This is a genomic window from Halospeciosus flavus, from assembly GCF_029814175.1.
GTDB lineage: Archaea > Halobacteriota > Halobacteria > Halobacteriales > Halobacteriaceae > Halospeciosus > Halospeciosus flavus.
The window spans coordinates 3,137,210-3,158,467 of sequence record NZ_CP122312.1 but is presented as its reverse complement, the minus strand read 5'-3'; the positions used below and the strand labels follow the sequence as shown (position 1 = coordinate 3,158,467).

The 21,258-nt window shown below is 68.0% G+C and carries 20 protein-coding genes and 2 pseudogenes; 10 read left to right on the top strand and 12 right to left on the bottom strand.

The features are described 5' to 3' along the window. Positions 1 to 65 precede the first annotated feature (65 nt). The 4 genes from P0Y33_RS16750 to P0Y33_RS16735 form a co-directional block, all read right to left on the bottom strand. Positions 66 to 362: an outer membrane protein assembly factor BamB family protein gene (locus tag P0Y33_RS16750; RefSeq protein WP_279528523.1), complete on the bottom strand. Its 297-nt coding sequence runs from the start codon at positions 360 to 362 to the stop codon at positions 66 to 68. Between the two features lie 80 nt (positions 363 to 442). Further along, complete coding sequence (locus P0Y33_RS16745) at positions 443 to 1,321, bottom strand: outer membrane protein assembly factor BamB family protein (RefSeq protein ID WP_279528522.1); 879 nt, start codon at positions 1,319 to 1,321, stop codon at positions 443 to 445. 38 nt (positions 1,322 to 1,359) lie between these two features. Beyond that, on the bottom strand, positions 1,360 to 3,078 hold the full coding sequence (locus tag P0Y33_RS16740; protein WP_279528521.1) for a cation:proton antiporter: 1,719 nt from the start codon (positions 3,076 to 3,078) through the stop codon (positions 1,360 to 1,362). Positions 3,079 to 3,123: 45 nt separating this feature from the next. Then, on the bottom strand, positions 3,124 to 4,707 hold the full coding sequence (locus P0Y33_RS16735) for a S8 family serine peptidase (RefSeq protein ID WP_279528520.1): 1,584 nt from the start codon (positions 4,705 to 4,707) through the stop codon (positions 3,124 to 3,126). Positions 4,708 to 4,830: 123 nt separating this feature from the next. On the opposite strand from P0Y33_RS16735, the gene P0Y33_RS16730 reads away from it, so the two are divergent. The 6 genes and pseudogenes from P0Y33_RS16730 (at position 4,831) to hmgB (ending at position 11,398) form a co-directional block, all read left to right on the top strand. Further along, on the top strand, positions 4,831 to 5,310 hold the full coding sequence (locus tag P0Y33_RS16730) for an NYN domain-containing protein (RefSeq protein WP_279528519.1): 480 nt from the start codon (positions 4,831 to 4,833) through the stop codon (positions 5,308 to 5,310). A gap of 102 nt (positions 5,311 to 5,412) precedes the next feature. Further along, positions 5,413 to 6,852, top strand: coding sequence for a hypothetical protein (locus tag P0Y33_RS16725; RefSeq protein ID WP_279528518.1), 1,440 nt, complete (start codon positions 5,413 to 5,415; stop codon positions 6,850 to 6,852). A gap of 32 nt (positions 6,853 to 6,884) precedes the next feature. Beyond that, positions 6,885 to 7,729 (top strand): annotated as a pseudogene (locus P0Y33_RS16720) (TatD family hydrolase). Between the two features lie 113 nt (positions 7,730 to 7,842). Continuing rightward, positions 7,843 to 8,430 (top strand): DUF2150 family protein, encoded by a 588-nt coding sequence (locus P0Y33_RS16715; RefSeq protein WP_279528517.1) that lies wholly within the window; start codon positions 7,843 to 7,845, stop codon positions 8,428 to 8,430. A 30-nt stretch (positions 8,431 to 8,460) separates the two neighbouring features. Next, a complete protein-coding gene (locus P0Y33_RS16710; protein WP_279528516.1) occupies positions 8,461 to 9,990 on the top strand; it encodes an Ig-like domain-containing protein in 1,530 nt (509 codons plus the stop codon). Between the two features lie 70 nt (positions 9,991 to 10,060). Next, positions 10,061 to 11,398, top strand: a complete 1,338-nt coding sequence (hmgB, locus tag P0Y33_RS16705; RefSeq protein WP_279528515.1) for a hydroxymethylglutaryl-CoA synthase — start codon at positions 10,061 to 10,063, stop codon at positions 11,396 to 11,398. Between the two features lie 66 nt (positions 11,399 to 11,464). On the opposite strand, the gene P0Y33_RS16700 is transcribed toward hmgB, so the two are convergent. Next, on the bottom strand, positions 11,465 to 11,839 hold the full coding sequence (locus P0Y33_RS16700) for a hypothetical protein (RefSeq protein WP_279528514.1): 375 nt from the start codon (positions 11,837 to 11,839) through the stop codon (positions 11,465 to 11,467). 45 nt (positions 11,840 to 11,884) lie between these two features. Beyond that, on the bottom strand, positions 11,885 to 12,592 hold the full coding sequence (locus tag P0Y33_RS16695; RefSeq protein WP_279528513.1) for a helix-turn-helix domain-containing protein: 708 nt from the start codon (positions 12,590 to 12,592) through the stop codon (positions 11,885 to 11,887). A gap of 100 nt (positions 12,593 to 12,692) precedes the next feature. Between P0Y33_RS16695 and P0Y33_RS16690 the strand changes: the two genes are divergently transcribed. Both P0Y33_RS16690 and P0Y33_RS16685 read left to right on the top strand, forming a co-directional pair. Beyond that, on the top strand, positions 12,693 to 13,328 hold the full coding sequence (locus P0Y33_RS16690; protein ID WP_279530386.1) for a metal-dependent hydrolase: 636 nt from the start codon (positions 12,693 to 12,695) through the stop codon (positions 13,326 to 13,328). A gap of 25 nt (positions 13,329 to 13,353) precedes the next feature. Further along, complete coding sequence (locus P0Y33_RS16685) at positions 13,354 to 13,845, top strand: GNAT family N-acetyltransferase (RefSeq protein ID WP_279528511.1); 492 nt, start codon at positions 13,354 to 13,356, stop codon at positions 13,843 to 13,845. Positions 13,846 to 13,850: 5 nt separating this feature from the next. Here the strand turns inward: P0Y33_RS16685 and P0Y33_RS16680 are convergent, their stop codons facing one another. From P0Y33_RS16680 to P0Y33_RS16675, 3 genes and pseudogenes are all read right to left on the bottom strand, one after another. After that, positions 13,851 to 14,423 (bottom strand): transporter, encoded by a 573-nt coding sequence (locus tag P0Y33_RS16680; RefSeq protein ID WP_279528510.1) that lies wholly within the window; start codon positions 14,421 to 14,423, stop codon positions 13,851 to 13,853. Between the two features lie 241 nt (positions 14,424 to 14,664). Continuing rightward, a pseudogene (locus P0Y33_RS19175) lies at positions 14,665 to 15,132 on the bottom strand (GNAT family N-acetyltransferase); the annotation flags it as partial. Beyond that, positions 15,125 to 15,718: a GNAT family N-acetyltransferase gene (locus tag P0Y33_RS16675; RefSeq protein ID WP_279528509.1), complete on the bottom strand. Its 594-nt coding sequence runs from the start codon at positions 15,716 to 15,718 to the stop codon at positions 15,125 to 15,127. The gene P0Y33_RS16675 and the pseudogene P0Y33_RS19175, both read right to left, overlap by 8 nt. A 203-nt stretch (positions 15,719 to 15,921) precedes the next feature. Between P0Y33_RS16675 and P0Y33_RS16670 the strand changes: the two genes are divergently transcribed. Then, a complete protein-coding gene (locus P0Y33_RS16670; RefSeq protein ID WP_279528508.1) occupies positions 15,922 to 17,370 on the top strand; it encodes a replication factor C large subunit in 1,449 nt (482 codons plus the stop codon). 254 nt (positions 17,371 to 17,624) lie between these two features. Here P0Y33_RS16670 and P0Y33_RS16665 read toward each other — a convergent pair whose 3' ends face one another. Further along, entirely contained in the window at positions 17,625 to 17,876 is a 252-nt protein-coding gene (locus P0Y33_RS16665; protein WP_279528507.1) for a hypothetical protein, read from the bottom strand. Between the two features lie 240 nt (positions 17,877 to 18,116). On the opposite strand from P0Y33_RS16665, the gene P0Y33_RS16660 reads away from it, so the two are divergent. Further along, positions 18,117 to 18,719, top strand: a complete 603-nt coding sequence (locus P0Y33_RS16660; RefSeq protein ID WP_279528506.1) for an outer membrane protein assembly factor BamB family protein — start codon at positions 18,117 to 18,119, stop codon at positions 18,717 to 18,719. Between the two features lie 36 nt (positions 18,720 to 18,755). Here the strand turns inward: P0Y33_RS16660 and P0Y33_RS16655 are convergent, their stop codons facing one another. After that, entirely contained in the window at positions 18,756 to 19,247 is a 492-nt protein-coding gene (locus tag P0Y33_RS16655; RefSeq protein WP_279528505.1) for a hypothetical protein, read from the bottom strand. A gap of 290 nt (positions 19,248 to 19,537) precedes the next feature. Further along, positions 19,538 to 21,166 carry a Na+/H+ antiporter NhaC family protein gene (locus P0Y33_RS16650; RefSeq protein WP_279528504.1) on the bottom strand — a complete coding sequence of 543 codons (1,629 nt, stop codon included), beginning with the start codon at positions 21,164 to 21,166 and terminating at the stop codon, positions 19,538 to 19,540. Between the last annotated feature and the right edge of the window lie 92 nt (positions 21,167 to 21,258).

Here is a 21,258-nt window from a genome sequence, read left to right as displayed (position 1 = left end):
ACCTCGTGGGTCGACCCCCGACAAGTAATGCTTTCGTGTTCGTGGGTGCGCCTCGGGTCGGGACGTCAGCCGAGTCGGTGGACGCCGGCCTCGGTCTCGACGTACACGGCGCCGTCGACCACGGCGGCGAATTTCGCGCGGTTCCCGACGGTGTGACGCCAGCGGACTCCCCCGTCCGCACGGTCGAGGCAGACGACGGTATCGCCCATCGAGTAGAGGACAGCCTCATCCGTCGCCGCGAGGTCGGAGACCCGCTTCTCGGTTTCGTGGACCCACGAGTCGTCGCCCGCGACGGTGAACACCCGACTCCGGTCCGTCAACTCCTGTCCGCCGACGACGACTGGTCGGTCCGCGAGCGCCATCGCGTGCAGTTCGCCGAACGCCGTGAGGTCGACGACAGATTCCGCCGTCCCGTGTTCGCCGTCGACTCTGTAGTACCGACTCAGGGCTGGAACGTCCGAGATGGTCTCCCCTCGTTTCGCGAGTCGTAGGCGGTCTGGAGGAGGTGGATCACCCCGTCGCGAACCGCGAACCCCGGCACGCGGCCGGACAGCCCGAACTGCCAGGCGAGGTCACCGGACTCGACGTCGTAGGCGAGGACGTTCGACCGGCGCGCGTAGAACCTGTCGGTCGGGAAGTTCGTCGCGTCGAACCGTCGCGTCGCCACGAGGTACGCCTTCCGCTGTCCGACGGCGGTACGGAGACGCACGTCGGTGTCGAGTGAGAGCCCCTCCGACGTCCCCCACTGTTCGGTCCCGTCGGGCGTCGCCCGCCAGATTCCGGGTGGTGCCGTCGAGAACACGCCGTCGGCGGTGGCGACTGGCGGCCCCGTGGTCCCGGCCCACTGGTGGCGCTCCGGAGGGATGTTGGACAGCGACACCGACCAGCGTTTCTCCCCGCTCCCGCGCTCGATGCCGACGAGTTTCGGCCCACCGGCGCCGACGACCACGAGGTCGTTGAGGAGGAGCGGACGTGACGGCTCATCGAGGTCGTGGTAGCTCCACTGCTTACCCTCCTCGTGGGAAACGGCAGTGACCGCCCGCTCGTCGGCGTGAACGAGCACCCCGTCGTCGACGACCGGCTTCGAGACGCCCTCGTCGAACCAAGTCTCGGAGACGTCGGCGGGGAGCGTCGCCTCGGGCGCGGCGAACGTCCGTCCGGCGTCGCCGCCGACCATCGGCCACGCGTTCGGCCCGGACGGTACCGACGCCTTCGGTGGTGCAGACCAGGGCCACTGGACGGAGCTACAGCCGGCGAGCCCGGTGGCGACGCCCGTACCGAGACCGGCCAGCAGGCGACGACGTGTGGGTGTGGGCGACACGCCAGAAGTGACAGATGGGCGAGTGAAGGGTGTTGTGGCTACTCGCCGCTCTCCTCGCGTTCCTCCTCGGGGTACTCGACGCTCTCCAGGCCGAAGTCGGCGGCCTCGTCGCGCCAGAACTCGTGGTACCCCTCCTCGTCGGCCTCGACGGTCGTCTCGCCCGAGCGGACCCGGTCGAGTTTGATGTTCACTTCTTCGAGGAGGCGCTCGCCGGCGGCGTCGCTAACGATACCCTCGTGGATGGCGTCCATGATGGCGCTCTTCTCCTGTTTGAGCAGCCGGCGCTCGCCGGCGAGCTTCTGTTCCTGGCGAATCTCGGGGTGCTCGCGGAGGAGTTCGTTGATGGCTTCACCGAGGTCGTCACGTTCGGATTCGTACTCGGTCGTGAAGTCCTCGTACACCCCACCCGGAATGTCGCCGCGCTGTTTGAGGTCCTCGGCGGCGTCGAGCGCACCGTCGACCGCGCGCCGGCGTGCGAGCAGGAGTTCGTACAGTTCCTGGGCCTCCGAGGTCGTGACGACGCCGAGTCGGTCGAGCAGGCGCTTCATCGAGAGTCCCTGGACGAGGAGGCTGAACGCGGCGACGGCGAAGACGAGCGCCCGGAGTCGCTGTCGGAGGACGGCGTCGAGTTCGGGAGGCAGTCCGAGGACGAGTGCGATAGGGATGGAGGCGTGGAGTCCCGACCACACCATGACGTGCTGGTAGTCGAGCGAGATGTCGCTGGACGAGATCCGGTTGACGACGGCGATGACGGGGTACAGACCGGTCGCACGCGAGAGGAGGACGAGCGGGATGGCGACGGCGATGAGGTCGGCGTAGCGCAGGAGGTCGCCGATGGGGGTCGTGATGCCGATCATCAGGAAGATGAAGGTGTTCGCGAGGAAGGCGCCCGTCTCCAGCGTGTTGAACACCGATATCTTCGTCTGCGGGCTCATCGCCTCATCGGCGCCGTGCGCGCCGATGAACAGGCCGGCGACGACGGTCGCGATGACGCCGCTGACGTGGAGGTAGTGCTCGGCTAGCAGGAACGCGCCGTAGGCGAGGAGCAACGAGAGGACCGTCTCGGTCATGTGTTCGTCGAGGTTGTACATGACTCGGTAGACCGTGTACCCCGCGAGGAGACCGACGACGAGTCCGCCGAGGCTGACGACGAGTATCTCGGTCGCCACCGCGACGGCACGGTCGAGGGTGAAGACGGCGTCACGGGCGAGTTCCCCCGTCTCGACGCGTACCGCGAGGTCGACGACGGTCATGAAGAGGACGACGCCGACGCCGTCGTTGACGAGGCTCTCGCCCTCGACGAGGACCGAGAGTTGGTCGGGCGCGCCGAGTTCCTTGAACAGCGCGAGGACCGAGACGGGGTCGGTCGGGAGGATCATCACCGCGAACAGCAGGGCGACGAGTAGCGGGACGCCGAGCGCCTGCGAGCCGAGGAGCGTGAGGACGCCGACCGAGACGAGGAGACCGACGACGGCCAGCGAGACGATGGGGACGAGATTGCGGCGGAACTGTTCGAGTTCGGTGTTCGCGGCCCCCTCGAAGAGGATGGGCGGGAGGAGAACGAAGAGGATGAGGTCGTGCGAAATCGGGAGACCGGGATGGATACCGACGATAGAGGCCGTCAATCCGGCGACGAGCAGGGCGATGGTGTAGGGAAAGCTACCGACTTTCGCGACGAAGATACCGACTCCAGCGGCGAGGATGAACACCGCGAGCAAGTCGAGCAACTGGGCAGGGATACCGGCGGCAGCACTCATCGACAAGGTGTGCGAACGCCGGTGTGAAAAGCGATGGGGGCCGCGCTACTGGTACTCGGTGATGGTCAGGTCGTACTCGCCGCTGCCCGAGAAGGGCGTGACCATGACGTGGAGGTTGGTCGAGGTGTCCGGTTCGGTGATCGTGACCGTCTCCTGGCTGTCGGCGGTGTAGCCGCGGTAGTCGTAGTCGTCGGTGGTCGGACAGGAGCCTTCACCCTCGTCGACGTAGAGGTCGAAGTCGGCGTCCGAGGGACCCGAGAGGTCGACGACGACCTTGCTCGGGTCGTCGTACTGCCACGCCCACGACCAGCAGTCCTCGTCCCAGTAGCCGTCGAGGGAGTCGGAGACGGTCGCGCTGATGTGCTCCGTGGTCCCGTCGCCGCTCCCGTCGCCGGAGGGGTCCGTGGAGACGGCGCCGTCGGCGTCGACGCGACCGCTCCCCTGCTCGTCCTCGGAGAGGCCGACGTCGACGGCCGTCTCCTTCAGGTGCGCGCGCACCTCCGCGTTCGAGAGGTCCCACCGTGCGAGTGCCAACCCCGCGACGCCGGAGACGACCGGCGTGGCCATCGACGTGCCCGAGAGTCGCTCGTAGGACCCGCGGGTCTCCGTGGTGGTCGAGAGGACGTTCGTCCCGGGGGCGGTGAGTTCGATGTCGTCGCCGTAGTTCGAGTAGGAGGCGAACGTTCCGTCCGGGTCGAGCGCGGAGACGGCGACGCACTCGCTGTACGCGGCGGGGTAGTCGACGGAGTTCTTCCCGGCGTTCCCGGCCGCACAGACCACGAGGACGCCGTTGTCGTAGGCGTAGGAGACGGCGTTCTTCATCGTCTCGGTGTAGCCACCGCCACCGAGACTCATGTTGACGACGTCGGCCCCCTGGTCGGTCGCCCACACGATGGCGTCGGAGATGTCCGAGGTCGACCCCGTCCCGTCTTCGCTGAGGGCGCGCCCGCTGAGGAGACTCGACTCGCTGACGCCGGCGACACCCGACCCGTTGTCGGTCGCGGCGGCCGCGATGCCACCGACGTGGGTGCCGTGGTACTCGTCCTGCGGGACGTCGGGGTAGGGGTCCTCGTCGTCGTCGGCGAAGTCGTCGCCGTGGTAGGAGTCGGCGTCCGAGACGTTCGCCGCCAGGTCGGGGTGGTCGTACTGGATGCCCTGGTCGACGACCGCGACGGAGACCGACGACGACCCGAGGGTCGTCTCCCACGCCGCGGGCGCGTTCACCATCTGCGGGGCGTACTGGTCGCCGAATCGGGGGTCGTCCGGTGAGAGACTCGTCGTGTGGGTCGCGTTCCGCTCGGCGTACTTGATGCCCTCGCGCTTCTCGATCGCGTCGAGGAAGTGCTCGTGCGCGCGGTCGGGTGCCTCCTCGGGGAAGCGGACGGCGACGTAGCCGATCGTCTCGTTGCTGTGGACGACCCGCGCCTGGTCGGGGACGAACTGGGCGACGTGTTCCTCGGCGTCGTCGACGGTGTTCGTCACACCGACGAGTGCTTCGTTCGGTTTCGCGCCGGGCGTTCGCCCGGGTGTGGCGGCGGAGACGCCCGGAATCGCCGCGGCGGCGACGCCGACTGCACCGACACCTTCGAGGAACGTCCGACGGTCAGTGTGGGGGGAGTCTTCGGTCATGTGTCGTCCGAACCTTCCCGAGTGAGGGGTTTACATTTTGCTTTAGATCGTAAATACAATCTTCTAGAGAGTTGTTGAAAATACGACCGGCACGGTTAACCACGTTCGCCACGAAGCGCGGCCATGGCCGGGTTTCTGGACCGAGTCGCCGGCGACGAGACGGACGCGCTGTCCCAACCGCGGGTCGCGCTCTTCGTCGACGGACCGAACGTCCTGCGAGAAGAGTTCGACGTAGACTTAGACGACGTCCGCGAGGCCGCCGAGCGGGCGGGCGACCTCGTCACGACGCGCCTCTACCTCGACGAGCACGCGACGCCGGGTCTCATCCAGGCGGGCGAAGCCCGCGGGTACGAGGTCCAGGTGACGAGCGGTGACGTCGACGTGAAACTCGCGGTGGACGCGACGGAACTGGTCGTCGAGGGCGGTATCGACGTCCTCACCATCGCCTCCCGCGACACCGACTTCAAGCCCGTACTGGAGAAGGCGGGCCGGCACGGACTTCGGACGCTCGCCATCGCGCCGGGCGAGCACGGTCGGTCGGACGCGCTCCGGAACGCCGCGACCGACGCGGTGTCGCTCGAAGAGGCGACGGCCGAGGACTGAGCGTCGATTCCCCGGAGGTCACCACGGAGACCCACCGAAGGCGGACACTCGACAGTCGAAACGAAGCGCGAGCTTATGCTGTGGGGTGGCCTACCAACCACCATGAACGACACCGACGAACCCGCTATCGCCCGGACCGACGCGGTCACCGTCGAACGAACGGTCGAGCGCAAGGACCGCGGCGTGACCGCGGAGTACGTCCTGACGACGGCCACCGAGAGTCCCGTGCGCGCCCGAATCGAACAGTCGTTCACCGGTGACCCCATCGACGAGATCGGGTTCCACCCCGACCACTCCCCCACCGAGTGGGACGCCGACGACTCGGGAGTGGCCTTCGAGACCGTGGTCCGACCGGACGAGCCGACGACGGCCGTCCTCGGACTCGTGACCGAAGACGTCCACGACGGCCTCCTCGACGGTGAGCCCCGCGTAACCCGCGTCGAGTCCGTCACCGACCCGTCGTCAGAATCGGCAGAGCCGACGGAGACCTCCGGGAGAGACGCCGGTGCCGACGCCGGTGTCGAGGGCGCCGGCGACGTCCCCGCTTCGGGGAAAGACAGTCTCCTCGCCGACGTGAAGCGTATCGTCCTCGGGTCGTCGACGCCGGCCGAGTCACCCGAACCGCCGGCCGCGTCGAACGTGGTCGCAGACCGAGGCGAAATCGAGAGCGGAGGTGAAGGCGTGGACGAGCGTGAGGAGACTGTCACTCCCGAATCGGTCGGAATCGAGCCAGCCACGACCGACGAATCGCAGGACTCCGACGAGCCAGCAGCACCCGTCGACGTCGTCGAGCGCGTCGTCGACGCCGAGACGGACGAGACGACCGAGGCGGCGATCGAACCGGCGACCGAGGCACCCGATCCAGCGGACGAGTCGGTCGTCACTGCAGACGCCGAACCCGCTGACGAGGGAGGTGACGACGCCAGTTCGTCACTCGTCGAGCGTCTCGTCGCCGAACTGGAGACGGGCGAGACCGACGAGGCACAGCGAGAGGCCCTCCGCGAGGCGCTCGGCGTCGCGGAGTCGCCGGCGGAGTCAACCGGCGAGAGCGTCGCGGTCCGACTCCGCCACCTCCAGACGCGGATGGAGGACTTCGCCGCGTACGCCGACGTGCTGGAGGAGGTCATCGACCAGTACGGGACGGACTTCCTCGCCGAGACGGAGACACGCCTCGACGACGTCGACGACGAACTCGACACGGTCCGGACGGCGGCCGACGACGCACGCGACGCTCGGGCCGCCCTCCGTGAGGACGTCGCCGCCCTCCGGGACGAGGTGGCGGACGTCGGTGACGAGACCGCGGCCGTCCGCGAGGACATCGACGACATCCGCGGAGAACTGGACGCCCTCGGCGAGTCCCACGAGACGCGTGTTCGGCGCCTGGAGGACGACGTGGACATGCTCGCCGGCGACGCCCGACAGGCCCGCGCCGACCTCCGCGAGGACGTCGCCGACCTCCGTCGGGAGGTCCGTGACCTGACGCAGATGCGCGAGGCGCTCTCCACTGCGTTCGGCAGCGGCGGCCCGACCGAGGAACTCTAGGGCTTTTCCCGCCGGCGGGCGAACCGCCGGACATGCGCGACCTCGACACGCCCGTTCTCGACAACCACCTCCACCTCGACCCGGACAACGCCCGCGGTATCGAGGCCGTGAAGGACTTCGCCCGCAGCGGCGGCACCCACCTGCTCGTCGTCAACAAGCCGTCGTGGCACCTCGGCGTCGAGGCCGAGACCGGCGAGGACTTCCGCGCGGTCTTCGAACGCACTCTCGAAATCGTCGACCAGGCCGCGAAAGTGCTCCGCGGGACCGCCTGGCCCGTGCTGGGCGTCCACCCCGGACTGATCTCGCGACTCGTCGACGAGCGTGGCTTCACTCCGGAGGAGGCCCGCGACCTGATGTGCGCGGGTATCGACGTCGCCGCCGAGTACGCCGCCGACGGGAAGGCGGTCGCGCTCAAGTCCGGACGCCCGCACTACGACGTCTCCGACGCGGTGTGGGAGGCGTCGAACGACGTGCTCGAGCACACGTTGGCGAAGGGGGCCGAGACGAACGTCGCCGTCCAACTCCACACCGAGATGACCGACGACCTCACCGACGTCGCCGACTGGGCCGAAGAGCAGGGTCTCCTCCCGAGCGCGTCGTCAAACACTACGCAGTCGGCGAACTCGCCGGCGTCACGCCGAGCGTCATGTGCGAGAAGGAGTATCTGGAGGAGGCCATCGAGACGGAGGAGTTCTTCCTGATGGAGACCGACTACGTCGACGACCCCGACCGGCCAGGTGCGGTGATGGGACCGAAGACGGTCCCGCGGCGCGTCGACTGGCTCCTCTCGCAGGGATACGACGACGCGGTCCGGCGCGCGCACGTCGAGACGCCGCTGGCAGTCTACGACGTCGACACGGAGGCGACGCTGGACTGACGCGTACAGCACCAGACAGGCCCGAATCGCCCGCCGACGCAGCCGAGAGGCGCGCTACCACCGAACTCGTCTTGAAGGAAAGGCCTTTGTCTCGGGCGGCCGGCGTAGTGAGTATGAGCGAAGCCCCCGAGGAGGAGTTCTACTCCGAGGAACGCTGGAACAACTGGCTCGACCGCCTCCGCGAGGAGGAGATCGACCCCGAAGACGAGGAGTCGGCTCGACTCCTCCTCAACCTACAGGACGACGTCGCCATCGCCGTCGCGAAGATCGTCACCGCGTACGACGACGGCGAACTCGAACAGGAAGAGACCCTCGAAGAACTCGCGGACATCCGCGAGACGGTGCTCGCCGAACCCGACATCGAGGACGAGGACACGCTGATGCTCGTCGACGGCGTCCAGACGAGCCTCGTCGCCGTCTTCTACTCCGCCGAGCAGTACGTCGCGGACGGCGTCGCCGAGGAGGCGAGCGTCGAAGAGTACGTCCACGCCGCGGCCGAGGCCGAATCCGAGGAGGACTTCGACCGCGCGCTCGGTCTCGCCGCCTGCGCGGGCACCCGCATCATCGACGGCGAGGACCTCGACATGGACGTCGTCGCCGACATCGAGTACGGCCTCGTCACCGAGTGGGTCAACGGCCTCGACAGCCTGCAGGACGCCCTCGCCGAACCCGAGTTCATCGAGGACGAAGACGAGGACTGAGCGACCACGGTCGCCGGACTTTAAGTATTGGTGCGCGCAAGTGACGGTATCGTGAAACTCCGGGACGACCGCCGTGGCGTGTCGACTGTCGTCGGTGCCGTACTCGTCTTCGGCATCCTCGTCGTCTTGCTCTCTCTCTACCAGGCACAGGTCGTTCCCGCGCAGAACGAAGCGGTCGAGTTCCAGCACGCACAGGCCGTCCAGTCGGACATGGTCCACCTCCGCGACGGACTCCTCCGGACGGCCTCCTCGGGGAACACCTACCCGACGAGTGTCGCCCTCGGCGCACGCTACCCCTCGCGGATCTTCTTCGTAAATCCCCCGCCCGTGAACGGTCGGTTGACGACCGAGACGGTCGGCGGCGGACAGATAATCGTCGACAACGCGAAGGCACTCGACGGCGAGACTGCCGACTACTGGGGCGGCGGCGAACACACGTTCGCCTCGAAGTCGCTCGTCTACGAGGCGGAGTACAACTACCTCGACGACTCGCCACGCATCGGGTACGAGAACACGTTGCTCTACCGGAACTACACCAGCGAGAACGCCACGCTGATCGACGCCCGTCCGACCGTCGTCGACGGGAGCGAGATCACGCTCGTCGCACTCGGTGGGAACCTCACGGAAGGCGGATCCGAGTCGGCGAGTGTCGCGCCACGACCCGTGAGCGCGCCGTACACCGAAATCGCGGTGACGAACGCGAGCAAGAACATCACGATCACGCTGCCGACGGCGCTGCCGGTCGCGAAGTGGAACCAGACGCTCGCCAGCGAGTACGACACCGACCCGAACGACGGCGACGACCGCCATCTCCTCGCCGTCGAGCGCACTGGGTCGGGCGCGGTCCGACTCGTCCTCGAACCCGGAACGTACACGCTCAAGATGGCGAAGTTGGGTGTCGGGACCGGTGTCGAACGACCCGGTGCGCACTACCTGACCGAGATACGTGGTGGCGGCGCCACGGTGCAAGTCGGTGGGACAGAACGCCTCGTCGCACAGGTCCGCGACCGGTTCAACAACCCGGTCGCCGGCGTGAGCGTCAACGCCACAGCGGAGAGCGGCAGAGTCTCGCCGACGTCGGCAACGAGCGGCGAGCAGGGCAAAACGGCGTTCATCTACCAGGCGCCGGACAGCATCTCCGACGCGAGCGAAACTGTGAACGTGACCGCCTCGTACGGACCCAACCAGAGACAGACCGTGACGTTCGAGGTCCGGGTCGTTAGCGCCGGCGGGACGGGCGGGAGCGGCAATAATCCCACCTTCGACACCTTCACGGTCAAGGACCAGTCGAATGGGTCCCAGGCACGCTTCGAAGTCCATTGGAAAGTGAGCGACACCGACGCGAACCTCGACACCGTCGAGTTCCACCTCCGACGGAACGATACCATCGTCGACTCGACTGCCGTCAATATTCAGGGGAAGTCGGCGAACGACAAGACGACGCTCACGGAATCCGATGGTTACGGCAAGTCCTACACCATCGTCGGTGTCGTCACCGACACACAGGGGAACGAGGCCAAACGGAACACTACGGACACTGCGGGCGGAACAAATCCGTAACTCTTCCACGATCGTCGAACCCCACAATCGACAAATCCATATGCCCGTCCCGTGAAGAACCGTCCAAGACATGACTGCAGTTGGAATCGACGCCGTCGAAATCTGGACGGGAAAACTGAAACTCGACCTCCCCGGGACGTTCGCCCCCGAGAAGGGCGACGACCCCGAGAAGTACACGAAGGGACTGGGACTCAACAACTCCTCGTTCCCCGACGCCTACGAGGACATCGTCACGATGGGCGCGAACGCCGCCCACCGGCTGATGGAGCGCAAGGGTCTCTCGCCCGACGACATCGGCCGCATCGACGTCGCGACCGAGTCGGCCTTCGACAACTCGAAGCCCGTCTCGACGTACGTCGCCGGCTGTCTCGAACAGGTCTACGACGGTGACTTCCACCACGCGAACAAGGGCGAGCGGAAGTTCGCCTGCATCGCGGGGACCCAGAGTCTCGACGACGCCTACAACTGGATCAAGGCCGGGCGAAACCGCGGGCGGGGCGCGCTCGTCATCGCGACCGACACCGCGCTCTACGCCCGCGGCGACGCCGGCGAGGCGACGCAGGGCGCCGGCGCCGTCGCGATGTACGTCACCGAGGACCCCGACCTCGTCGAACTCTCGACCCACCAGGGCTACGGGAGCGCCGACGAGACTGACTTCCTCAAGCCCAACCAGCAGTTCCCGAGCGTCGACGGGAAGCGCTCCATCCAGGTGTACCTCGCCCGGATGCGCGAGGCCCTCGAAGACTTCGAGAGCGTCGCCGGCGCGTCCCATCCCGACCAGTACGAGTACATCCCGTTCCACACGCCATTCCCGGGTATGGTCCGGAAGGCCGCCGTCCTCGGCTACCGTCACATGATCCGCGGGACGCCCATCGAGGAGGAACTCGCCGCCGAGATCGGCGAACTCCCGCGCCCCGAGGGGTTCGCGGAGGACGAGGACTACCAGGAGGCCATCCGCGAGTACATGGACGCGCTCTCGGACACCGACGCCTACCGCGAGTGGTACGCCGAGGCCATCGAACCGACGCTCTCGGTCTCCCGTGAGGTCGGGAACTGGTACACCGGGTCGGTCCACCTCGCACGCCTGAGCGCGCTCCGCGACGCCGCGGAGAAGGGCACCGACATGGCGGGCAAGAAACTCCTCGTCGGCTCCTACGGCTCCGGCGCACAGGCCGAGATCCACGCCGAGACCGTCGCCGACGAGTGGGACGAGGAGATCGAGGCCATCGACGTCGAGTCGCAACTCGACCGGCGCTACGACCTCTCCTTCGAGGAGTACGAGGAGGTCCACGACCGCCACAACCACGAGAAGCAGACCGAACTCGAACCGTTCACGACCCCCGACGGCGAGTTCGTCTTCGACGGCTGGGGCCGCATGAACGAGCGGAAGTACACCTACGTCGAGTAGCGCGTCTCCGTCTCCGTCTCCGTCTTCCCGTCTCTCCCCGTCTCTGCCGTCTCCTCTCCGTTCTCTCTACGATCCTCGATGGAGCGCCAGCGCCACGAGTCCTCCGACGGGTGCGGCGAGGCCGAGTCCGAGCAAGACGCCGAACACGCGGCCGAGCGAGACGAGGCCGAGACCGAAGCCGACGAAGAAGACGACGCTCCCGGACCCGAGCGCGACGGCGAGGGAGTAGCGAACCGACTCCAGCGAGGCGCCGAGCCAGCGGTACGTGAGTGCGGCGGTGACGAAGGCGCTCCCGGCGGCCGTCCACCGCGGGTCCGGGACGAAGTAGAGCGGTCCGACGAGGCGGACCGGTCCGGTCACGAGTTCGGGCGTGGACACGCCCGCGACGACGGCCGCGGCCGCGGCGGCGACGACGGCGAACGCGAGGCGACTGACGTGCACAGTCGACGTTTCTCGGCGGGATAGAAAAACGGTCCTGTCGACGGTTCAGGCCAGCGCGCGGAGGGAGTCGAGCATCTCGTCGACCGGCGTCTCGCAGACGGCCAGCGAGTAGCCGTCGCGGCGGGCGAGGCGGGGGGCGTGTTCCCAGAGTTCGTCCTCGTCGATGCCGTGGAGGAGGACGGCGTTCGGCGTCGGGTTCACGACGCGGAGGGCGACCAGCGGCGACTCCCCGCGAGAGACACCGGTGAATCCGAGCAGCCGGTTCGTACTCTGCCCGTAGAGGCGGTAGAACTCGTCCGAGGAGAGTTTCGTGATGGCCTTGATGCTGTTGATGATCGTGTGGCCGTTGACGGTGTCGCGGTCGCCCGCGGCGACCTCGGTCGCGTCGATGGCGTCGTAGACGTCGCCGAGCGGGACCGACGTCGGGTACTCGCGGAGGTCGAGGACGACGTCGCTCTCGAACCCCGCGGAGAGGACGCGGGCGTACTGGCGGATGCGGTCGCCGCCGCGCTGCTCGTCGATGTCGAGCAGGCCCTCGACGAGTCGGCTCACGAGCCCGATACCGGGGCTCTCGCGGCGCCCGCTCTCGTAGTCGGAGATGACCGAAGAAGAGACGTCGAGTTCCTCGGCGAGGTCGGTCTGCGAGACGTTGAAGTCGGTCCGCCACTTCCGGAGCGTCGCACCTGGGTCGTCGCTGAGCGTGATCTCCCCGGCGATACGCTCGGCGAGTCCCTCCCGCGGGTCCGGTTCCATACCCTGATAGACGCTACCGCGTCGAAAAAGCGTATCGAAACTGGGGTTCGACACCCGCCGAACCGACGAACGAAAAGCCGTGGAGACCCACTACTCGGTCGTGCCCTCGGAACTCGTCCACCTCGCGTTCGCGGGCTACCTCGCCGCCGCGTTGCTGGGTCCGGCCTTCTCGACGCGGACCGTCGCGGTCGTCCTCGCCGCCGCCGCGATCCCCGACGTCGACTCCGTCCTCGCCATCTGGTTGCCCGGGACCCACCGGGCACTCCTCCACACGCTCCTCCTCCCGTTGGTCCTCGGCGTCCTCCTCGCTGCCGACCTGCGGCGCGAGGACTCCGTGGTCCGCCCGCTGTTCGACGGCCACGGCCTGCGGGTGGCGGCCGTCGCCCTCGGTGCGCTCACCCTCGGCGGCATCGCCCCCGACCTGTTCACGAACGGCGTGAACCTCTTCTACCCGTTCCACGACCGCTTCTACACGCTGAACGGCGACCTCTCGCTGTCGACGACGCGCGGGGTCGTCCAGACGTTCGTGGAGTTCCACGAGGGCGGCGGCCGGACCGCGGGCGGCACCACCGAGTCGACCTTCTACTACACGGGCATCGACACGGACCGCGGTGCGGACCCGCGGAACGCCGAACGGGTCTTCCCGCTCGTCTCCTCGGGGATGCAGTTGCTCGTCGTCGCGACGAGCGCACTCGTCCTGTGGGGGCGGTTCCGCGACGCGAACCGCCAGCGCTAACGGCGCGCCCGTCGACCCGCCGAGTATGCCCACGGTCAGACCGTACGACCCCGGCAGCGACGCCGAGGCGCTTTGGGAACTGAAGCGTGCGTTCGAACTCGGTCTCGGCAGCGGCACCGGCGGCGAGGAGAAGGCCGAGACCTACGAGTCGAAACTCACCGACGACTACCGGACGGGCTACCTCGAGTGGGTCGACCGCTGCGTCGAGGCCGACGAGCGGAGCGTGCAGGTGCTCGAAGCCGACGGCGACCTCCTCGGGTACGTGTTCGTCCTCCCCGAGACTCACAGCTACATCTGGGACGCGGCGGTCCTCAACGAAATCTACGTCCGCGAGCAGGCCCGCGGGACGGGCGACGCCGACGACCTGATGGAGGCGGCCCTCGACGTCGCCCGCGAGCAGGACCTCCCGCTCGACCGGATGGTCCTCGACGTCGACGAGCAGAACGAGCGCGCGAAGGCGTTCTACGAGCGCCACGGCTTCGAGCACTGGGGCGAGTTGGTCGCCCGCGACCTCTAGTCGACTCAGTCCTCGCCGAGCACGCCCGCGATGGCGCCGCCGACACCGCCGACGACGGCGGGGTAGACGACCCCCGCGAGGAGGACGCCGGTCACGAGGTCCGGCGCGATGGTGTAGTCACCGCGAGTCGCGGTGAAGAGGAAGACGCCGACGAGCGCGAGGAAGACGTAGCCGAGCGTGACCGACGCCCCGTGTGTCGCGCCGGTCTGCGGGTCTTCGGCCCCCGCGTGGTGGGCGACGGCCGCGCCCGCGACGAAGAGACAGCCGACCGGTACGATGTAGAGGAGCGTCGGCGCGTCGCCCGAAGCGATCCAGTTGCGGGCGACGCTCCCGCCGCCGAGCGTGGGGTGCGTGAACGCGACGAAGTGGGCGTTGTAGAACAGCCAGCCGACGGCCTTCCACGCGGGGATGGCGTCGCCCCCGAAGAACTGGAGCACGGCGTTGATGCCGCGCAGCATCTCGCGGACGTGACTCGCCTGCCAGACGTACGTCACGAGGTAGCCGAGCAGGTAGGCGGCGATACCGGCGACGGCGCTGGCGACGTAGGGCTTCTCGCTTCGCTCTTGGAGGGCGGACATGCCCGGGTGTGCGAACGGGACGGCGAAATCGCTTCTGGTAGTCCGGGGGCGACTCGCCGTCGTCGGTACCGTCGGCACCATCGGCACCGTCGGCGTCGTCGACGCCGCGGGCCGCGGCGTACTGCTCGGCCGAGACGGTGTACTCGTGGAGGTCGGCGACGGACCCGTCGGCCCGCGGGTGCCAGTTGCGGAGGACGCCCTCGTACTGGCCGCCGTGGCGGGCGACGTACTTCTCGATAGCGCCGTGGGCGCGCTCGTTCTCGACGGCGCAGGCCGCGACGACCAGGTCCAAATCGAGGCGGACGAAGGCGAGTTCGAGGAAGCGGTCGGCCCGCTCACCGGCGTAGCCCCGGCCCCAGAACGGCTTGCGGAGCCAGATGCTCAACTGGGCCGTCTGCTGCTCCCAGTAGGGGATGAGTGCGGTCGTCCCCGCGGGTTCGCCCGCGTTCGGTTCACCGGATTTCGGCCGGATGGTGTACATCGCGAGTTCGCCTCGCTCCCAGCGCCGTTCCGCCCCGGCGAGCGTATCGAAGGTGCGCTTGGGGACGGCGTGTGGTTCGTAGGCGAGGTGTTCGAACTCCGCGGCGGCGGTCTCGCTGTGAGCGGCGCTCCGTCGCTCGAACGCGTCGCGGACGTCGACGTCGCCCCGCGTGAATCGGACGAACCTGAGCCGTTCGCTCTCCAGACGTTCGGGGAAGAGGTCACTCATCGCGATACTCCGCCCGCGAGAGGGTGTAACGTCGCTGGTCGACCAGTTCGCCGCCGCGGTTCACCGCGTTTCGGATGCGTGCTTCGAAGCGCCCGCCGTTGCGTTCGAGGAACTTCTCGAGTGCCCGCCGGGCCGTGTCCGCGCCCACGTCGTGGTGGACCGCGACGAGGTCGAGGTCGAGGTCGTCGAAGACGACGTCGACGAGGAGGTCGCCGACTTCCTGGGCGTACTCCCGACCGCGTTCCGCGGGTGCGAGCCAGAGCGCGAGGTTCCCGGTCCGCCGCTCCCAGTCGGGTTCGAGCGTCGCGAGTCCCACGACGTCGCCCTCGACGGTGACGCCGTAGGTCGCCGCCTCCCCCTCCCGCCAGCGTCGCTGACTCTCTCCGAGGAAGTCGTACGTCTCCTTGACCGTCGCGTGTGGGAAATCTAACAACGCCCCACCCGCGCCGACGTCGGGCCGAACCGCCACGTCGCCGCCGGTCCCCTGCGCTCCCCCACAGAGCGCGTAGAGGTCGTAGACGTCCACCAGTTCGTCGGTCAATCGTTCGAGTCGAAGCCGCTCCGAGACGAGGGTCTCGGGGAACATGTTCTCGAAGTAACACCGACCGCCCCCTAACCATACCTACATATTACAGACACATATCCAGCTGAATAGACGTTCGCGGCCGGGTTCGGAGACGGGTCCAGCGTCTTTTGGCTCCCCGCCGAGTAAGACGTGTATATGTTCGGCATCGTCTCCACTGCCGCCGCGAGCGCTCGTCTCTCACGTGTCCGAGGGGTGTTCGGCCGGTGGTAGACTGGACGGAGAAGTACCGCCCGAAGTCGCTCTCGGAGATACGCGGGAACAACAAAGCCCGCGACCAACTCCGCGAGTGGGCGGAGACGTGGGAGGACCACCGCGAGGCGGTCATCGTCCACGGGTCGCCCGGCGTCGGGAAGACCTCGGCGGCCCACGCCCTCGCCAACGACATGGGGTGGGACACCATCGAACTGAACGCCTCCGACCAGCGGACGGCCTCCGTCATCGACCGGGTCGCCGGCGAGGCGGCGAAGAGCGGCACGCTCGGCGGCGGCGAGAGCGGCCGAAAGCTCGTCCTCCTCGACGAGGCGGACAACATCCACGGCAACGCCGACCGCGGTGGCTCGCGGGCCATCACGGGCGTCGTGAAGGAGTCGAGTCAGCCCATCGTCCTCGTCGCCAACGAGTACTACGACATGTCGAAGACGCTGCGGAACGCCTGCCAGGAGATCGAGTTCCGCGACGTCTCGAAGCGCTCTATCGTCCCCGTGCTCCGGGACATCTGCCGGCGCGAGGACATCAACTACGACGACGATGCGCTCGACCGACTCGCCGAGAAGAACAGCGGCGACCTCCGCTCGGCCGTCAACGACCTCCAGGCGCTCGCCGAGGAGGCCGAACGACTCACCGTCGACGACGTGGTGACCGGCGAGCGCGACACGACCGAGGGCATCTTCGACTTCCTCGACGACGTCATCAAACACGAGAGCGCGGAGGACGCGCTCCACTCGGCCTACGACGTCGACGAGACACCCGACGACCTCCTCAACTGGGTCGAGGACAACGTCCCCAAGGACTTCCGGGGCGACGAACTCGCCACCGCCTACGACTTCCTCTCGAACGCCGACAAGTGGCTCGGCCGCGTGCGCGCCACGCAGAACTACTCCTACTGGCGCTACGCGACCGACAACGTCGCGGCCGGCGTGGCGGCCTCGCGTCGACACGACCACGGCGGGTGGACGCGTTACGGGCCGCCGAGTTACTGGTCGAAACTCGGTCGCTCGAAGGGCACCCGCGAGACGCGCGACTACATCGCCTCCCGCATCGCCGAGGACGCGGGGGTCTCGATGGCCACCGCGCGTCGCGAGATCATGCCCTTCCTCGCGGCGATGACCCACCACTGCAAGAACCGGGAACTCACCGTCGCGATGGCCTCCCGCTACGACATGGACGAGTCCCACGTCTCGTTCGTCACCGGGAGCGGGAAGGACACGAACAAGGTCCAGTCCATCGTCGAGGACGCCGAGGAACTCGAAGCCGAACGGGCCGTCGAGCACTCCGGCGGCGCCTTCGAGGGACAGGCCGAGACCACCGAGATGGCCGCCACCGACCCCGAATCCGACGGCGAAGCGGGTGGCGAAGACGACGTCGACACCGAGGAACGCGCCGAAGACGCCGAGGACGACGACTCGCAGGCCGGCCTCTCGGACTTCATGTAGCGGCCCGGGTGACCGTCACCCACCTGAAAGCTTACCCCGGTTCGGTCGGTCCGATCGAGTGTGACTACGCCCTCCACGACGCGACGCGGTTTCCTGGCGACGGCACTCGCAGCCACGAGCGCCGGCTGTGCTGCGCTCCCGTTCGTCGGCGGCGTCTCTCCGCCCGAGCGAGTCGAGCCACAGACCGACGCGGTGACCGCCCGCTACCGGTTCGACGGCCCTCTCGAACGCCCGGCCGTCGACGGTGAGACGGTCTACGCGGCGACCGCCAGTCGGGACGACTCGTTCCTCCCCCCGACCTTCGACCCGACGTCGCCCGGACTCGTCGCCGCGCTCACGTCCGACGGGGTCGAGTGGCACGCGGAGACGTTCGCGCCGGCGACGAACCGACTGCGGGCGAGCGACGGGCAGGTGTACGGTCCCTTCGGCCACGCCGGCGCGAGCGAACGACGACTCCTCCGCGTCGGCCCCGACAGGACCGTGTGGCGGACCGACGCCGTCGACAAGTCGCTCGCCGTCCTCGGATTCGACCGGGAGACGGTCTACACCGGCACCTACAACGACGCGGTCGCACCGTTCGGCGGAGAGACCGTCTCCGCAGTCGACCGCACCGACGGGACGACTCGGTGGACGGCCGAGTCGGGCGACACGTGGAACGGGCTCGGTGTCGTCATCGGCGGGACGCTCGTCGTCGCCGTCGGGGGCGTCGCGACGATGGCGTTCGCGACCGAGGACGGGACGGAACGGTGGTCGGTCGAAGAACGGTACCTCGGCGTCGGTACTGGGTCGAGCACGGACGCGCCCGTCGTCGCGACCGTCGCCAGGGGTCGGACACGCCGACCGTCCGCGGCCGGAACGTCGACACCGGCGACGAGCGGTGGCACCACGTACTGGACGCGGACGACAACTTCGTCGTCGCCGGCGGAACCACGGACAGGAGTACCGTCTACGTCACCGAGTTCGACGGGTTCGTCCTCGCACTCGACGCCGCCGACGGGTCCGTCCGCTGGTCGCGGCAGTTCGAGGACGCCACCCGGTCGGAACCGGTCGTCGCGGGCGACTCGCTCCTCGTCGCCGGCGAAGGGACGCTCTACGCGCTCGACCGGGCGACCGGGGAGACGCGCTGGACGGCCAGCGGAAGTGGAGGAATCGACCGGGTCCATTCGCAGGGTGACCGGGTCGTCGTGGGGACGCGTCTCGACGAGCACCGCTGGCGAATCCGCTCGCTGTCCCTCGCCGACGGTGCGGAGCGGTGGACGTTCACCGAGGAGGCACGACAGGTCTGGACGACCGTGGGCGACGTCGTCGCCGTCGGGACGAGTGCGGGGTTCCTCTCGGTCGTCGAGTGACTCGACACCGACGCCTCCCCGCGCCCGAACGTGTGCTCACTCCTGCACGTCGAACAGCAGCGCGACCACGCCGCCGTCGTCGACGGCCGCTGTGAGTTCCTCGCGACTCGGTACGTCCGCACCCTCGATGTCGAGGCTCACGCGTGGGGCCGCGTCGAGGCCCTCGCGCTGGAGGAACGCGCGGAGGTACTTCGCGACGCGCCGGGGGTCCGAGACGACTTCGACGGTCGCCGGGACGTCGTCGCCCCGGTGGGTGAGGGTCACCGACTCGCCCGTATCGAGGTCGGTGGCCCACCCTCGGTCGGTGAACGCGACGAGGTCGGCGCCGCGCGAGGACTCGTGGTAGCCGACCGGTTCGGCCCGCGTCTCACCGGTCTCGGCGTCGGTGTGGGAGACGAGCAGGAGTTCGTCGCTGACGAGGTCGTGGAACGGCGAGCGGAGGACGAGTCTCGCCGTCGGGTAGACGAGGTGCGCCATCAGGGCGTCGGGGAGGGGGTCACTCGACGCCGAGACGCGTGTGTCGGTCATACTCGGGCAGAGGGACGCGGCGGAGAAAAGCAGTGGGAGACGGAGCCGTTCTTTAAGTACTCCACGGGAGTATATAACTGAGAATCGGACGTCCGGGAAGGCCACGCCGTCGTGCATCCGCGAGCGAGCGGTCTGGAAGACCCGAGCGAAGCGGTTCACTCGCGGCGAAGTCACGAGGCCGACGAACGACTACCGCGAACGAAGTGAGCGACGGGAGAGAGGAGTGCTTTTTCACCACGTTTTTACCGAGTGAGCGGCCGAGAGGCCGCGAGCGCAGCGTAAAAAGTGGTTCAGTAGGGGATGATCTGCCACCCTTCGGGGAGCACGAACCCGAGGACGAGGAAGAGGGTGGCGGCGATGCCGGCGCTCACCAGCGCGTAGGGAATCTGCGTGCGGACGTGGACCATGTGGTCGGCGCCGCTGGTCGAGGAGGCGAGCACCGTCGTATCGGAGATGGGCGAACAGTGGTCGCCGAAGATACCGCCGGAGAAGACGGCACCGAGCACGAGAATCAGGTTCGCGGGCGTCGTGAACGCGATGGGGATGGCGATGGGGAACATGATCCCGTAGGTCGACCACGACGACCCGTCGGAGAAACTCACGAAACTCGACGTGAGGAAGAGGGCGACCGGGACGATCCAACCCGGCACGCCCGAGAAGACGTTCGTGACGAACGACGAGATGCCGAGCGTCGTCACGGCGTTCTGGATGGCCGTCGCGAACAACAGGATGACTGCGGCGAGGAAGATCCCCTTCATCCCGACGACGACGGCGTCGACGGCGTCCTCGTTCGAGGGGATGTCGCCACGGACGCGGTAGAGGACGAACGCGACGACGAGCGCGGACATCGAGGCGAGACCGAGTTGGACGCCGCCGATGTTGAGCGCGAGCGACCCGGTCGGGCCAGTGGAGACGATCGCCTCGCCCGTCCAGAACATCGCGAGGAGACCGACAACGACCATCGTCAGGATAGGGACGAGGAAGTTCTTCCAGTCGGGCGTCGCGCCCTCGTACATCTCGTAGTCGGCCATCTCCTCGGAGATCATCGGGTTGTGTTCCTCGCCGAGGACGCCCCCGCCAGAGCGGGCACGACGTTCCTCCTCGGCCATCCCGCCGACGTTCGGGAAGACCTGCCACGCGACGAGCGCGGCGAGACCGAGCGCCGCCCACGAGTAGAAGCCGGTGAACAGCGTGTTGAAGAACAGCGGCCAGATGGCGTCGGCAACGGCCTGGACGTCGCCACCGCTCGTCGTCGTGACGAACTCGCTGTAGGCGTCGGGGAGGATGCCCTGCTTCTTCGCCTGGACGAGACCGGCGCCGATGAAGCCGACCATCGCCGCCCCCCAGGTCGAGTAGAAGGCGAGGCGGGCGGCCGGACTCCCCGCGGAGTCGACGTAGTAGGCGAGTTTCGCCCGCGAGACGTTGTACTTGTCCGTCAGCGGGCGCATCATCGTGCCGACCACGAGACAGTTGAAGTAGTCGTCGATGTGGACGACGATGCCCGCGAGGAACGTCGCCTTCTCGGCGTCCTCGGCCGACTCCACCCGTTCGGTGAGCGCCTCGAGGACGCCCCGAATCGCCCCGGAGCGAATCATCAGGCCGATGAGTCCACCGATGGCGAAGATGGCGAGGAGAACGTTCTTGATGTACCAGAGACTCCCGAAGAGGTTGGCACTCGCGATGAGGTCCGGTACCAGTTTCAGTCCGAACACGACGCCGGCGACCGTCCCGAGCGTCGTGCCGACCCACGCGTCGGGGACGCCCGCCGCCGCCGGCTGGAGCCCACCGTAGATGAGTGCGGCGCTCGTCACGCCGAGGAACAGGCCGATGATGGCGTCGCGCGTGTACCACGCCAGACTGATGGCGAGGAGTGCGGGAACCACCGACCAGACCCCGGACTGGATGGTTTCGATAGCCACGTCCCCGGACACGGCCGAAACGCCCGAAAACGTTGCGATATCGCGAATCTGGTGGGCGAGTCGACGGACAACCGTTTTGGTCGGTGCCCACC